At 43.6% G+C, this 13,771-nt stretch carries 21 protein-coding genes; 12 read left to right on the plus strand and 9 right to left on the minus strand.

Features of this window, described 5'->3' with window-relative positions; all coding sequences use genetic code 11:
• Positions 1–70: 70 nt before the first annotated feature.
• Entirely contained in the window at positions 71–301 is a 231-nt protein-coding gene (locus tag ACHUFM_RS14430) for a hypothetical protein (RefSeq protein ID WP_394183020.1), read from the minus strand.
• A 316-nt stretch (positions 302–617) separates the two neighbouring features.
• Between ACHUFM_RS14430 and ACHUFM_RS14435 the strand changes: the two genes are divergently transcribed.
• Genes ACHUFM_RS14435 through ACHUFM_RS14450 form a run of 4 tightly spaced genes read left to right on the plus strand, consistent with a single transcriptional unit; the run spans position 618 to position 4,436 of the window.
• Positions 618–1,511, plus strand: coding sequence for an N-acetylmuramidase family protein (locus ACHUFM_RS14435; protein WP_394183022.1), 894 nt, complete (start codon positions 618–620; stop codon positions 1,509–1,511).
• A gap of 54 nt (positions 1,512–1,565) precedes the next feature.
• On the plus strand, positions 1,566–2,678 hold the full coding sequence (locus ACHUFM_RS14440; protein ID WP_394183024.1) for a hypothetical protein: 1,113 nt from the start codon (positions 1,566–1,568) through the stop codon (positions 2,676–2,678).
• A gap of 37 nt (positions 2,679–2,715) precedes the next feature.
• Positions 2,716–3,492 (plus strand): lamin tail domain-containing protein, encoded by a 777-nt coding sequence (locus tag ACHUFM_RS14445; protein WP_394183025.1) that lies wholly within the window; start codon positions 2,716–2,718, stop codon positions 3,490–3,492.
• Positions 3,493–3,506: 14 nt separating this feature from the next.
• Positions 3,507–4,436: a hypothetical protein gene (locus ACHUFM_RS14450; RefSeq protein ID WP_394183027.1), complete on the plus strand. Its 930-nt coding sequence runs from the start codon at positions 3,507–3,509 to the stop codon at positions 4,434–4,436.
• On the opposite strand, the gene ACHUFM_RS14455 is transcribed toward ACHUFM_RS14450, so the two are convergent.
• On the minus strand, positions 4,408–4,659 hold the full coding sequence (locus ACHUFM_RS14455; protein WP_394183028.1) for a hypothetical protein: 252 nt from the start codon (positions 4,657–4,659) through the stop codon (positions 4,408–4,410). The genes ACHUFM_RS14450 and ACHUFM_RS14455 overlap by 29 nt on opposite strands.
• A gap of 136 nt (positions 4,660–4,795) precedes the next feature.
• On the opposite strand from ACHUFM_RS14455, the gene ACHUFM_RS14460 reads away from it, so the two are divergent.
• The 6 genes from ACHUFM_RS14460 to ACHUFM_RS14485 all read left to right on the plus strand — a co-directional run bounded on the left by ACHUFM_RS14460 (position 4,796) and on the right by ACHUFM_RS14485 (position 9,351).
• Entirely contained in the window at positions 4,796–5,221 is a 426-nt protein-coding gene (locus tag ACHUFM_RS14460) for a hypothetical protein (RefSeq protein ID WP_394183030.1), read from the plus strand.
• Positions 5,222–5,242: 21 nt separating this feature from the next.
• Positions 5,243–5,542 (plus strand): hypothetical protein, encoded by a 300-nt coding sequence (locus ACHUFM_RS14465; protein ID WP_394183032.1) that lies wholly within the window; start codon positions 5,243–5,245, stop codon positions 5,540–5,542.
• A gap of 53 nt (positions 5,543–5,595) precedes the next feature.
• Positions 5,596–6,216, plus strand: coding sequence for a hypothetical protein (locus ACHUFM_RS14470; protein WP_394183034.1), 621 nt, complete (start codon positions 5,596–5,598; stop codon positions 6,214–6,216).
• A gap of 95 nt (positions 6,217–6,311) precedes the next feature.
• A complete protein-coding gene (locus tag ACHUFM_RS14475) occupies positions 6,312–7,028 on the plus strand; it encodes a hypothetical protein (protein WP_394183036.1) in 717 nt (238 codons plus the stop codon).
• Between the two features lie 85 nt (positions 7,029–7,113).
• Positions 7,114–7,707 (plus strand): hypothetical protein, encoded by a 594-nt coding sequence (locus ACHUFM_RS14480; RefSeq protein WP_394183037.1) that lies wholly within the window; start codon positions 7,114–7,116, stop codon positions 7,705–7,707.
• Between the two features lie 51 nt (positions 7,708–7,758).
• Complete coding sequence (locus ACHUFM_RS14485) at positions 7,759–9,351, plus strand: hypothetical protein (protein ID WP_394183039.1); 1,593 nt, start codon at positions 7,759–7,761, stop codon at positions 9,349–9,351.
• A 271-nt stretch (positions 9,352–9,622) separates the two neighbouring features.
• Here ACHUFM_RS14485 and ACHUFM_RS14490 read toward each other — a convergent pair whose 3' ends face one another.
• Positions 9,623–10,096: an Lrp/AsnC family transcriptional regulator gene (locus ACHUFM_RS14490; RefSeq protein WP_394183041.1), complete on the minus strand. Its 474-nt coding sequence runs from the start codon at positions 10,094–10,096 to the stop codon at positions 9,623–9,625.
• 129 nt (positions 10,097–10,225) lie between these two features.
• On the opposite strand from ACHUFM_RS14490, the gene ACHUFM_RS14495 reads away from it, so the two are divergent.
• Positions 10,226–11,200, plus strand: a complete 975-nt coding sequence (locus ACHUFM_RS14495; RefSeq protein ID WP_394183042.1) for a DMT family transporter — start codon at positions 10,226–10,228, stop codon at positions 11,198–11,200.
• Complete coding sequence (locus tag ACHUFM_RS14500) at positions 11,197–11,739, plus strand: isochorismatase family protein (RefSeq protein ID WP_394183043.1); 543 nt, start codon at positions 11,197–11,199, stop codon at positions 11,737–11,739. The genes ACHUFM_RS14495 and ACHUFM_RS14500 overlap by 4 nt, the downstream gene beginning before the upstream one ends.
• Before the next feature lie 77 nt (positions 11,740–11,816).
• Here ACHUFM_RS14500 and ACHUFM_RS14505 read toward each other — a convergent pair whose 3' ends face one another.
• The 6 genes from ACHUFM_RS14505 to ACHUFM_RS14530 form a co-directional block, all read right to left on the minus strand.
• Positions 11,817–12,086 carry a hypothetical protein gene (locus tag ACHUFM_RS14505; RefSeq protein WP_394183044.1) on the minus strand — a complete coding sequence of 90 codons (270 nt, stop codon included), beginning with the start codon at positions 12,084–12,086 and terminating at the stop codon, positions 11,817–11,819.
• Positions 12,087–12,099: 13 nt separating this feature from the next.
• The gene (locus tag ACHUFM_RS14510) at positions 12,100–12,288 is read right to left on the minus strand and encodes a RebB family R body protein (RefSeq protein WP_063333646.1); all 189 of its coding nucleotides are present in this window, start codon (positions 12,286–12,288) and stop codon (positions 12,100–12,102) included.
• A gap of 107 nt (positions 12,289–12,395) precedes the next feature.
• Positions 12,396–12,665 (minus strand): RebB family R body protein, encoded by a 270-nt coding sequence (locus ACHUFM_RS14515; protein ID WP_063333645.1) that lies wholly within the window; start codon positions 12,663–12,665, stop codon positions 12,396–12,398.
• Positions 12,666–12,673: 8 nt separating this feature from the next.
• Positions 12,674–12,937 carry a hypothetical protein gene (locus ACHUFM_RS14520; protein WP_156486268.1) on the minus strand — a complete coding sequence of 88 codons (264 nt, stop codon included), beginning with the start codon at positions 12,935–12,937 and terminating at the stop codon, positions 12,674–12,676.
• Positions 12,909–13,340 carry a RebB family R body protein gene (locus tag ACHUFM_RS14525; RefSeq protein ID WP_063333643.1) on the minus strand — a complete coding sequence of 144 codons (432 nt, stop codon included), beginning with the start codon at positions 13,338–13,340 and terminating at the stop codon, positions 12,909–12,911. The genes ACHUFM_RS14520 and ACHUFM_RS14525 overlap by 29 nt, the downstream gene beginning before the upstream one ends.
• Positions 13,341–13,433: 93 nt before the next feature.
• Positions 13,434–13,727 (minus strand): RebB family R body protein, encoded by a 294-nt coding sequence (locus ACHUFM_RS14530; protein WP_063333642.1) that lies wholly within the window; start codon positions 13,725–13,727, stop codon positions 13,434–13,436.
• Between the last annotated feature and the right edge of the window lie 44 nt (positions 13,728–13,771).

Raw genomic sequence — 13,771 nt, forward strand, 5'->3', positions numbered from 1 at the left:
TATTCATTCTCAACCACATTTTCAATAGAGGAATTGTGGAAGTCCGAGGTTAATTCGACTTAACGTCACGTTATTTGTCGTTAAACGGCCTTGTGCGAGTTGAACTCGAGTTTGAACTCGCAAACTGGCACAATTCTTTGATCAAATGAACCCCATTGCCTTTACGCACTTCCATTTCAAAGTCATCTTGCATAATGCCCATATCTTTACGTAACTCATGAGATAAAGAAGCCAGTTTCCTGCGTGACCAATATCGCTGAAAACACCATGAAACGTGCTGTATTAATGCAATCATAATCATATCTACGCCCTCACCAAATTTACGACCAGAAAGGTAATCATAGAGGTATCGATCACCTATCTATAGAGGCAGGTAGGTGCTTTCTTAAACAGACAGAAGGCCATACAGACAATCTGTATGGCTAATATCAAAATGCGCTGTGTGGTTACGTATGCGTTCTTCAACACCTTATACCACGCAAAACGCCTTCTCCTATTCTTTCGGTCCATTCAATGCCATCCATTTGCCCGAAGAATACATAGCTCAGCCCAATAAACCACATACGAACCTAATTACTATTTTAGCGTCACCCCACCTTTAAATATGGAGAAGAAACATGTCAAAACTCACTCTTTCATCGTCTGTCGGTATTGGTGGTGAAAACCAAACCGACGATGTACTCGTCGTACAAAAAGCCTTAAATGCTATTTATGAAAAAATTGAACTCAGCGAGCCCCTCGCAGAAGATGGCGAAATTGGCGAGGATGAAACAGACTCACCAACCTGCCAAGCCATTACCTTACTGCAACGCCACCTACTGGGATTTAAAAATCCGGATGCATTAATCAGCTGTAATGGCATGACTCATAAAGCATTAAAAAAAGCCCTAGTAGAGTCCGAGCCAATACTCAGTATGTTTTTACCCAAAATTGTGCCTGAAAAAGATCTAAAAGAAGCAGACTTTGAGCAAGCCGCAGAATTATTGAGCTGTGATGTTGCGGCCATCAAAGCCGTGTCAGAAGTCGAATCTTCTGGCAGTGGTTACTTTAAAAATAATGCGCCTTGCATCCTGTTTGAGGCCCATCAATTTTCCAAATACAGCGGTCATCGTTTTGACGAGTCACACCCCGACATTTCGTCACCAAAATGGGACAGATCATTGTATGTCGGCGGTGAAAAAGAATATGAACGCCTGCAAAAAGCCATGGAGTTGGACCGTTCGGCCGCCCTTAAATCGGCGTCTTTTGGACGCTATCAAATTATGGGATTTAACCACGAAGCCGCAGGCTACGAAGACGTCGAAAGCTTTGTTAGCGATATGTTTTTTGCCGAACGCCATCACCTGATCGCCTTCGTCCACTTTATTAAGTCTAACAATCGCTTGCTTGAGGCCATCCAAAATCTGGATTGGTCAACATTTGCTCGTTACTACAATGGTCCTAGCTACGCTGAAAACCATTATGACGAAAAACTGCAATCCGCTTATGAGAAGCATAACGCAGAACAATAGCGAACCAGAGTCACGAACATTTCAATCTGACAAACTGAGCCAAGATGGGGATTCATGATGGACTTAACCTCTTTAAAACAAAAATCACACAAGCACATTCGTGGGATTTCGCTGTTTATAATCGGGGTTGTCTCAGCCGCCATTATCCCTATCTGGCAAGTTTATTTTGTCGAACAATCTGATCTCAGTGTTGAGCTAGCAGAAATAAAACGTTTGAATTCAAATCACTTTGAGGTCACATTAGCAACCGATGAACTCAAGCTGCTGACGCCCTATATAGATGAAGAGCTTTTCTATGAATATAACAGCAATGGTCAGCGAGGCGATAAGATTCGTTACCCTTCATTCTCCGTTAACACGCTTCACAGCGCTTTTGAAAAAGCAAAGCTGGACCTTAAAAACATAGCCGAAACAAAAGCGCTTCTAATACAGCACATGCATACCATCGACCAATATCTAGACCCTGAAAATGAGGTGAATTTATTAACGGAATTTCGCGTCGCGGAAATGAAAGAATGGTCACTTCGAAATTACATTGATGACGATGAAGCTCAACACTATTTACAACAGGTATTAAGCATTACCCGGAACTATACCAACATGGAATTTAAAGGCAGAGAAATTCCAACTATTAATACCCCAGCCCTGATTTTTTTATTATCCGATGTCAAAGAAGACCTCTATGACGTGATCGTCTCTAACAATCGCAGGTTAGAAAAGTTACGAGACAATATGCGCGGCATTGAGACTCAAATCCAGACACTACAACTCGAGCAAAACCACCTATACAGTTATTTCAACCTTGATGTTGTGGTAACCAATAACGGACGAGTCAGCGCCTCATTACGTCCAGTTGCTCTCGTTAGAGTCAACATCAGTGACAACAATTATGTCGACTTACGCCTACACATGCAGGAGTACCAAAGACAAGCTGAAATAAAGCCAGCGTCCACCCAAATTATCCATTACCGCACAAAAATCTTGAGCAGCTACCCCATAGAAGACCGCAAATTAATGAATACCTTTTGGGGCACCACAGGGCGAGCACGGCTACTCACTCTAGATACCCGAAACAACATTTATATTTCAAATGAAATGGCTTTCGCAGACAGCAGTAACCAGAAAGTCATGTTTGATCGCCTGAAAGAACGAGCGTCATCCCTGTAAACAACCGTCATATCAATCCACAAATAAGGAAACCAACATGTCATATTTTACCAACCAATTGCAAAGCAATATCACCAAAACACTCGAAGCTCTGGCCTCTTGTCCTCCGATTAGACAAACCGAAGCAGACGACCTATGGCAACACCTAAATACACTTCAAGCACTGAGCCAGGTAGCGATTAAAAATATCCAATATAGAGGTATACCAACGCAATTAGATGAGTTCATTACGATTCAAAACTCAGGAGGACTGCACATTGACATTAGTGGCTGGCGAATCCAAGCAGGGTCTCCCAAACAACAATATGTCTTTCCAAAAGGCAGCTTTCTACTTCCCTACACCTGCTTGCAAGTCGACACATCAGGAGACAGTACTTTCAATTTTCAATCCAGTCAGCCTCTGTGGAACAATAAAGGGGATTTAGGCTCTTTACTCGATGACCAAAACAAGGTCATTTCTTGTTTAGCGTATGGCAAAAGTGCGCATGATAAAGTCGTCATTAGCCACATGAATTATGATGGCGAAGAACACCGTAGCGAAGGTGATGAATTCGTTGAAATCAGCAATATATCAGATTGTGATGTCATATTAGATGAGTGGCGTTTAGACGCTATCACAAATCAAAATGAATTCTGCTTTCCCATACATACTAAGCTTAACGCGTTCACCTCGATCAAAGTCTACACCAATAAAACAGACTTAAAACCAGACGAATTCAGTTTTAACAGTCCTAGAGCCATTTGGAACAACTCTGGCGGAGGCTGCCAGCTGCTTGATTATCAAGGTTGCCAAGTTTCAGAATACCGTTACTAAAGGGGTAATTGCCAGTGACGAACGATGAGGCAAGCAAAACATCTTCCAGCGCTCAAAAAGAACTGATTAAGCTCGCTGAAGACAGTCGTTGTTTATTGCACTATGTTGCTCGTCACGGCAATTTAACCATTAGCCCAGAAATCGCCAAAGGCATTACCACGGTCAGTACAAAAATAGAAAACGATAATTGGTCCGTAGGCGATGAAATATACTTAATTCAATGTTATGACCGACTAGCACGTCAAATTTATCCAGTCACGATAGAAAGCATTAAAGCTGTAGTACCGATCATCACAAATGGTAAACAATCCAAACCAACAGCGTCTAAAACCATCACCTTATATCGCTATTACACCGTCTTCACATTACTCTTCTTATTAATGGTGCAGATGTTTTATCTCTTTGGTTATACCTTGCTTGAAGATTTAAAACCCTTTCCCCAGCCTATCTCCGGCCCGCTTCCTGATGATATTGAAGCGAATTATCAATTACTAAAACAATGGAATTTTTTGTGGATGTTCGGCCAAACAATTCAACTTGACGTCCCCCTAGATAAGCAACATTTCGGCATTGAGTTCTCAGCTAATCTGATTGCTGCCCAATCTTTTATACAAATGTTGCAAAGCTATTTACTGCCCTTAATCTACGGATTATTAGGCGCTTTAATCTTTGTCTTACGCACCCTTTTACAGCAAGTAAGAAGTCTGACTTATACCGCCAGCCGGGAAATCGGCTATCGCTTACGTTTAACCCTAGGCTGTCTTGCGGGCATGATTACAGGCTGGTTTCTTAAACCCGAAATGGGAGAAATGGCACTTTCTCCCATGGCTTTGGCTTTCTTAGCAGGCTACAGCATCGAAGTTCTCTTTTCGTTGCTCGATAAACTCATAGACAGTCTGCGTCGTCAGACCAATTCTACGCCCCCCCCCCCCCCTTCTCATTAGCTTTTTTTATGGCATCATCAATGAAGGTTTTCGCCAATTTCTCTAACATCTTATTCGTGTCGTCTTGCAAATCTTTAGGGGTCTTTTTGCCTAATAAAACCAGCTGTAACGTCATGTTTACTTTAGCCAGTTGCTGGAATTGTTCTGGCGTGAGTTTTGGCTTTTGTGGTTTTGGCTTTAATGTATCCAAGACAATCTTTAATGTTTTCTCTAAGTCGCCCATATCGGCTGTCCAAAACCCATATTCTCCTTTTTTTGGGACAACATCACTCGGGCAAACAACTGCACCGATAAGCCTGAGTTTTTCACTATAAACTGATCCACACTATCAACCTCATTCATCAAACCAAGGAATCCACATGAAAAAGCGACTTCCTCTCTTTTGTCTGCTGCTCAGTGTTATCTGGTTCAGCGGATGCTCTATCCAACTTGTTTCTTCCTATGATGCAAAAACCCTTGAACAAATGGAGCGCATCAACCAAGACATTGATCGCTTCTACCTGACCTTACAGACACAGTCAGAGTCCGACCGGACTTACGAACTGTTCTCTGATCAATATTTAAACATTGAAGTCAACATTCGAAGTTTAGAAAGACGCCAAGCTATGCGTGATAAAAACGAAGAAACGCTAGCCCAAACAAAGACGCTCAACGCCTTTTGGCAGCAAGATATGACTAACCATAAACGCCAGAATTCAGTATCCGATTTCATTATTAAACGCCGCATGGACCAATATCAGCGACTAATGAAAACCCTTATTCAAGGGGAAATGGCCAAACAATAACCACGAGTAGGAGACAGGAAAATGAAGCATATTTTTAACCAAATTGTTAAACAAACATTAGATCAAGTAGAAGATTCCCCCTTAAAAAATGCTCTTGGTGAAGCCTTAACCAGTAGCTTAACAAAACAACAAGACACCCTGAGTGCCTTACTACAAGCCAAACAAGAAGGGGTTATTTCGCAAGAAGAACTCGACATGGAACTGAACAGAGAAAAAGACATACTGGAAGCTGAAATGCTCACCAAACAAATTACGGCCAAAGCGGAAGTCCAAAAATTGGTCAATGATGCCATCCAGTCTCTGAGCAAAGGCCTTCTTTAAGCCAATGAGGCAAGTAGACTGTTACTTGCCTCCCTCCAGTCAAGGAGAGGAAAATGAAACGTCCCAAACGTCGTGTGGTCCACATTACCTATGGTTTTCGCCTCAACACGCGCTCAAAATCAACGAAGAAGCGAGTAAAAAAAGCCCAATCACCCTCACAACAACCACAGCGGCAATCAGACAAGTCACCGACTGAAGCCACAGAAAAACAAGCACTCACGTCGCAAACGTGCGTTGTTAACGCGAGTAGCCCCTTGGTTCATTTCGACTTTAGCTGCAACCCTTATCAACAATTCATGGACAACCTTTCCATACAGCTCCCAGATCTGCCTCAAGGCACCTTTATCCGGGACGCTTCCAACCACCAAACACAAGATCACTACACTGCTAACAGTCAAACCAAGCAATCAGCCAATACCCATACCTCAGTGCAAGATGAACAGACAGATAACAATAAAAGCAACGAGCATTCAGACAGCGAAGAGACAAAGGGTGATGATACTGACGACGAAGAAAGCGCCACGGCACGGATGACAAACAACGAAATACCCGACCAAATACTCTCAGGCCAAACAGACAAAAACGCCTCTCCTGCTCGTACAGCCCTGCTCGTCAGCCCTTGCCTTCATGACTTATCGAATATTCCGTCATGTATGCTGGCATCAAACCATTAATCCAACCGTGTGATTAAAAGGTTCCACCGAGTCTCTCTATAGAGAACAGCCTATTCTTCTAGTCTCAATGAATTATCACCCTATAGGAGAACACAATGAGCCAACTCATTTTTCGATTATGTGAAGCATCAGACGGGCGGATATTTGCCTGCCTTTCCGATCAGCCCAATGTCGAAGATGTCTTCGACAGCGGCTACAAAGTGGCCTACAAAAACCGAGATAATTCGAATGGCACAGAGCTATTAGCGAGCTGGCGCAGTTCCTTCATCGTGAAATCTGCAGAGTTTAACAAGCTACCCGAAGATGCTGAATTACCCGCAGAGCTCCAATCTGCCTTCGACACCATGATGGCCTCTCTAATCAAAGGCGTCGATGTATTCTTCTGCGACTACAACTTAGGAATACAAGCTAACGCTCCCATCTGTAATAACATCATGGACAACTATAAATCCACCGACTTTGTTCTTTTTTCATGTGAAGAAATGATAGGCAACGATCCAAGAACCCAACCTTACCTAGTGTCTTATGCTGCGCCGCGTTATCCAGATACTGGCAACATAGGACGACAACACCGCATTTACAGCAAAACCGATGCCTTTGCCTTCTGCCAAGCCGTTCACGCCATTGTAGTACAAAGAGAAAAAGATGCGCTTACTGGTGGCCACATTCGCACCGAGCTCGACCCTTACATTAATCAGGAAAACGTCGAAAAAAGTCACGCCGAAAATGCCATTAACCAGTTTGTAAAAGCCATTCAGCACAGCAATGGGACAGCCCAAACTAACTTAGCGCTCGCTGGACCAGAACAATAGCCACTAAGGAATATTTCCCTTAACAATCAGGTTCATGGTCGCATCAAAGCGGATTTTTTCACCCTAAACATGCAGGAGACACGACATGATACAGCAATCCTTGCTCGCTAAAATCGCGGCTCAGTATGACTTCGATCATGCAAACAAGATCATCGCGCGACCACAGTGCAAACCTTTCAGTCGTTCCTGGATGGCGGTCGAATTTAGCCTTCCTCTTAGCCAGATTCTTGATGTGACGGGCATTCAATATGCCTGTCCCTATCAACAAGACGACCAATATTACAAACACAATGCCAAAACCAATCAAGTTAAGCAGAGTGAAAGAAGAAGCGCCTCGAAAGCGGATTTAAAACTCGCCACAGCCGGCAAACAGTATTGGTTTGAATTTCATGTCCTCCACCAAGATGACCTTGCCGTTGGAAAAGAACTGAACAGACTCTATGACGATGCCAACCGTGTTAGAGCCTTACGTGACGCCCTGCCTAAAGACGACATCCTTTTATTTATTGGACTGTGGGGACGATTTAACAGCCAAGATATCCAACAATTCCAACCACTGGATAACCACAAAGAATGCGCTTATGTGCTCGACAGTGGCCTCACCGGCAGCGGTCAAATTTCGCGTCTGTGTCAGATGAAAAAAAGCGGTGAAGAACGATTTTTATTGGCCGCATTTTAATACCCATGCCATACGGATAAATCAAAAACAGTCCCTATAGAGGAATTAGTTATGTGCAAAAATAAACATACAGCCCCGCTCACCAATCAAAGCCCTCACGGAGGGCCACTTAAGAACGACCAAAGCAACCGCAAAGTGCCTCCGTTAGATTTACGTAATTGGAGAATGGGTGGGCCCAATTTCAAAACAATAGTAGAGCAAGCAAGAAAAGATAACAGGCCTCTCTTATTTTATGTCTGGTTTGGACCAGGAAGTCCAACAAAAGATAAATGGTGGGAACCTCAACCACAAGATTGCCCTTACGAACAAACAAAGCAAGAAATAGGATACAGCCCAGACGAACAGAAACACATAAAAGAGAGTGCGGCTTTTTCAGCCATGCGATGCGGCCCTTGCTATCAAACAATAAGAAACATCAATTGTTTAAAGCGGCAAGACGATGGCCAATTTGAAATCGATAAGACAGGTGATAACGAGCAAGCGTTAAAACCCGTCATCATCTTAGTTGCTTGGTCCAGTCAAGGGGATGAAGGGACTGCTATCCAAGCATGGAAAGACACCTATGACCCATTAAATAAGCTCGCTAAAGCCACTCCGTGGGTTTGGTTTGGCGACATCTTGCACTCTTATATTGAATGGAAAAAAGATATAGATAACAACACGGAAATTCAAAAACACCTTGATCGCGCCGCTGGTGGGCACCATCACAGCGCCATCATTACCGGTAAAGAAATATTAGCGCTTTTACTCCGTAGCCATTTTGGTGGTTTAACCACAGACACTACCGTGCTTCCAGCCATCATTGGGAAAGATTATGACCCTGGTGCCTACCAAAAAACAGGTGAAAGGCATCATTATTACTTTAACGACATAGGAAGTGGAATCTCAGATGAAGGCTGGACCGTCATGCCCTTACATGCTTCTTCAGAGTATGCAGAAAGCAAAATAATACGAGACCTAAATACTCTATTTAGTAAACCAGTCAGCGCAGGTCCTACTCAAAACCGAAACCAAGGTGGCGTGGTGTACCAAGGACAACCTAAAGATACCTCTCCCAATGTGGGCTATAGGCCAAAAGGTGATAATCATTTAGTGACTTATGACTACCAAACGAACGACGGCAGAATCGGAAACGATAGCCTTGAGTGGCAACACTTAGATTTATTAGACGTCTTTTTAAACTATACGCCCTACCAGCGTTTAAGCCCTGTCAATTTGGCTCTTGACGTTTTTTTAGAAGGTACTCAAGCCTTAATACCCGGTGTATATGAAACCTTAGAAGTCTACAATGCCTACCGGGGCCCCGCCACACTCAGTGCTGCCGCGACGGAATGCTATCAAAGCGCTAAAATACAAAATCCTCCTTCTCCCGAACCAGATGATGTTTGGAAAAATCGCACCATTACAAAAATGGGCACAACGCCTCACGTCACATACATTTCAAAAGACAGCACAATAAAAGGCTATTTTGAAACCCGCAACCCAACCCCCGATCAGTTAAAACAGGGTCAAAATATCCGCGATGTTCTTGGATCAGAAGGTTACATGCTCATGAAAGAGCTCAGCCTAGTGAAACTTTGGTCAGGTGGATGGAAAGCACCGCAAAATTTCGCTGTACCTATTACGCCACGAAAAAAACAATAAGATTAATAATATTAGTGATGCTGCTTGATGCCCTACATGAATTGTGGGGCAATAACCTAATAGCAAAGATATAAGACTGAATTATCTCATAGAAAAACTTAGCTTTCAGTGAATAAATACAATATTAGTTGTAGCCTCTTAATTCCCGCCTTAAAGAAATAACAATTAACCACTACAACACGATCCTCGATTAAGCTTGTATAAAGACTTAGATTTGCTCAAAAAATGCTTAACTAAGCTCCTTCTCTATCCCCCTTTAAAAGGCAAAGGCTCAAAGCAATAGTCGCCGCTTTACCGGGGTCGATTTTACAATAGCGGTATTGGTATCCGCTATTTCTGCAACACGATCAAGAATAGGGTCAAGAATAGGGTCAAGATCGCTGATATCTTGTAAATACAAGCGGGCAATATAACAATCGTCTCCCGTTACCTTATCGCATTCGACAAACTCAGCGATGGACTCTATCAGGCTTTCCAATTGTTTCACTTTGCCAGGGTGTTGGCGCATGCGCACAATGGCCATCAGACGATAGCCTAACACCACAGGGTTAACCTCAATGCGATAGCCCGAAATAACGCCATTCTCTTCCAGTCGTTTTAATCGTTCATTCACACTGGGGGCCGTCATACCGACAGCGCGAGCGAGTTCAGCAATGGGCGTTCTGGCATTGTCATACAGAAGCTCAATCAGCTTAACATCGGTACCATCAAGGTGGATTTGATAATTTCCAAGTCGATTTCGCATTTTTACCTCTAATCTATACGGCAATTTCTTTAATTTGCCTTTATTTCCATATGCCAAAAACCTTGATGACACTTTAATCTATTCTCTGTAGCGTATCGTTTCAATCACCGTCTATACAAGGAGAAAACCATGAAAGGCTCAACCATTAATATCGGCTCCTTTGAACTCATTCTCGCCATGATGCTGTCAGGCACCATTGGCTATTTTGTCATTAACTCAGCGCAAGACTTTTGGAATGTGGTGTTTTTTCGCTGTGCCATTGCAGCGGTTGTCTTAGGTATATACGCCTATTTCTCAGGCGTGATTCGTCGTGGTTTTTTTCAACCCAGTGTACTGATCATGATCATTCTGGGAGGCATAACCTTAGTGGGAAATTGGGTTTTTCTATTCGCATCGTTCAACTTTATCCCTTTTTCTATCGCAACCGTTGCCTACCATATGCAACCCCTCTTTTTGGTGTTAGCCGGCACACTGATAGCAAAAGAAAAATTGTCCATAGGATTAGTATTCTGGCTTCTCATGGCGTTTGTTGGCTTATTTCTCATGACCGAACTTAATTGGAACGATATGCGTCAATTGTGGGTAGAGGAATCCACTGAAACCAGTTCAGTGGCTTTTTGGGGGTTATTACTCGCCTTGGGGGCCGCCATCCTCTATACCGTGACGACCATGATTACGAAGCAAGTCAGCAAAGTACCCTCAACCTTTGTCGCGTTAGTACAGGTTATGGTTGGTATAGTTATGCTCTTGCCATTTGCGGATTTCAACAACTTACCAACTCAAACCAGTCAGTGGTTAGACCTACTGATATTAGGAGCAGTGTTGACTGGCTTTATGTACATCATCATGTACGACAGCTTCCAAAAATTGCCCACCAGCTTGATTGCTTTGCTGTCTTTTATTTATCCGATAACAGCACTGGTAGTGGATCATTTGGCTTTCGCGACTCATATTTGTCAGCTACAAATATTGGGGGTCATTCTTATCTTACTGGCTGTCAGCGCGGTGAAATTTAATTGGACAATTTCGAGCTATTTAATGATATTAAAAAAACGCGATTCAAAAGAGCAAAGTGCCAGTAACCAAACAACTAAGGAATCATGATGCTAAGCAGACAGAACACAGGGTTAATGGTTGTTGATATCCAAGGCAAGCTGGCAGACATTGTTCACGACAGTGGCACTCTCATGGATCAAACTGCCAAGCTGATTCAAGGTGCCAAGCTGTTAAGGTTACCCATTCTGTGGTTAGAACAAACACCCGATAAAATCGGCTCTACTCAAGCTCAAATTGCCAATCTATTGGCATCCCAAGAACCCATTAAAAAACACACCTTTAGCGGTGCAGGGTCAGCAGAATTTATCGCGGCGGTGAAACAAACGCCGGTAAAGACTTGGCTTATTTGTGGCATTGAAACACATATTTGTGTCTACCAAACCGCCATGCAACTACTCGACTTAGGTTACAAGGTAGAAGTGGTGGTTGACTGCGTTTCTTCTCGATCGTTGTTTAATAAAGAACTGGCCATTTCAAAGCTGCTCGCCAACGGTGCTGCCACCAGCAGTGTAGAAATGTGTTTGTATGAATTAGTCGCTGACAGTAACGCACCTGAATTTAAAGACATTCTCAAATTAACTAAATAAAAGAAAGATGCGATCAACAACCAGGGGGTATGGCACAAAATCAACACCAAAGTGCTAAGCGCTCCTGAATGACAAAATCATTCACTAAATTTCTTCGCCACTTCCGCCGCTTTTGCTCCCAACTCAGCGAAGTTCTCAGTGCCTTTTGACATGACCTTTTGTGCTTGCTCTATCACGTCAATGTATTTCGGATCACCCGTTGCCAACAGTTCTGACAGAGCCACACCAATGGCCGTCGTACTGATGGTATTGAGGTTGCGCAAATTATCCGCCGCATCCTGTACCGCAATGGCAGTGGATTGAGCAACCGATTGTTTGGCCTTATCTGTGGCGCTTTCATTGGCCATGAGACATCACTCATCAGCCGCCTTTTTTGAGAATGAGAGCACACGCCGTAGAGGTCGCTGCATTACTGATGGTTTGCATGCCCTGCTGAATCGTAACGGCATTTTGCATTTGTAACCCCATAGAGTCTGACATCGCAGATTCGGTCAGCTGATCAATCACCTCATTAACTTGCTGCAAGTCTTGTGAGTTCTCATCGCTCATGCTTCCTCCTCTGTTCGGCTTCTGTCATGCATCACTACAAGCTAATATGCAAACCGTTAGGCTTGGAGCGTTGCTTTTCTACAGATCATTTATGTTACCTATGCTGATCAGTCGTCTTTCTCAACAACACTTTCAGAAGCACGGCTCAGCACGGCAGAACCAATAGCGGTCATGGAATTCACACCTTGTACGGTAGCGGCTTGCATACCGATCGATGCTTGTTGCTGAGCACTGGCGGCGTTGCTGCTCATGTTTGACATGGCTTGCCCCATTGCTGTGTATAGGTTGCCCATGGCGCTGGCGGGCGTTGACGCTAAGACTTGGGTATTGGTTTGTGTTAGCGAGTCGGTAATTTGTTCATTCACTTTCTTAGCCATAATAACCTCTATTTTTTCTCTACTGGCAGCATGGTTTGTAACTGCTGATTGATGTTTGCCATCTCTTCATCTAACGTGGATTCGATGGCACTGAGTATTTGACTGACTTCTTGCTCCACCTTATTCACCGCACTCTCTGACTCAGCCTTAGACAGTTTCTCCTGTGTGCTGGATATCAGGTTTTTCACTTCTAAATGTTGTTGCTGGGTAAAGGTGTCAATTTGTTCAAGCTGGGCATCCAGATCAAACCTCATTAGGCTCGGCTTGATCATCTTTCTCTCCTTTCTTGCCTTTTAAAAACCCTTTTACGTTCAGGGCCTTTTTCTTCGGTTTAGGCTCCTCAGGGGGAATACTCGCCCGCGCCTCATGACTTGCCTGTTTGGTGTTATTTTCAGCCGCGGGCGCTTTCTCTGCAGCCTTTGGCTTGGCAACCACTGATTGGGTCTTTAATAAACGGGCACAGGCATTGGTAATCGATGCTGCTGTGGTCATCTGTGATTGCTGCTGGTTAGTCACGGCATTGTGCATTGATAACCCCAATGTATCCGTTAACGTGGTTTCCAGTAGGCCAGTTGGTTGAACTGAAAAGGTTTGTAATGTATTGAACTCCTGAACAGCTTTAGCAGGAACTTCTTGCTCAAACTCATTTTCATAACGTATATCCTGCGATTCCATCTTCACTCCTTAGTCATTTAAGCCATGGTTTGATCGAGTTACATAAAGGTCATTGCGGCTAATATCACGTCAACTTAGCGATATAAGGGCGCGTTAAGGGGAACTTTCATACAACACAGTGGCCACTTTTTCCCCCACAGCCCCAAAATTTTCCGTGCCATTCACAACGATTTTTTGAGCCTGCTCTATAACATCAAGGTATTTGCTGTCGCCCGTTTCCAGTAGCTGGCTTAATGCGGTGCCGATGGCCGTTGTACTTAATGTATTCAAGTTACGTAGGTTGTCCGTTGCATCGACTAAGGCCATCGCGGTGGATTGAGCCACCGATTGAGTCGCCGCATGGAAAGCCGAGGTATCCGGATCTGGAGGCATGTTTACATTTTTCATCTTCTTCTCCTTGATTAAATAACGCCCTGTCCAGTCAGTAACTG

The organism is Marinomonas posidonica (assembly GCF_043643765.1).
GTDB lineage: Bacteria > Pseudomonadota > Gammaproteobacteria > Pseudomonadales > Marinomonadaceae > Marinomonas > Marinomonas posidonica_A.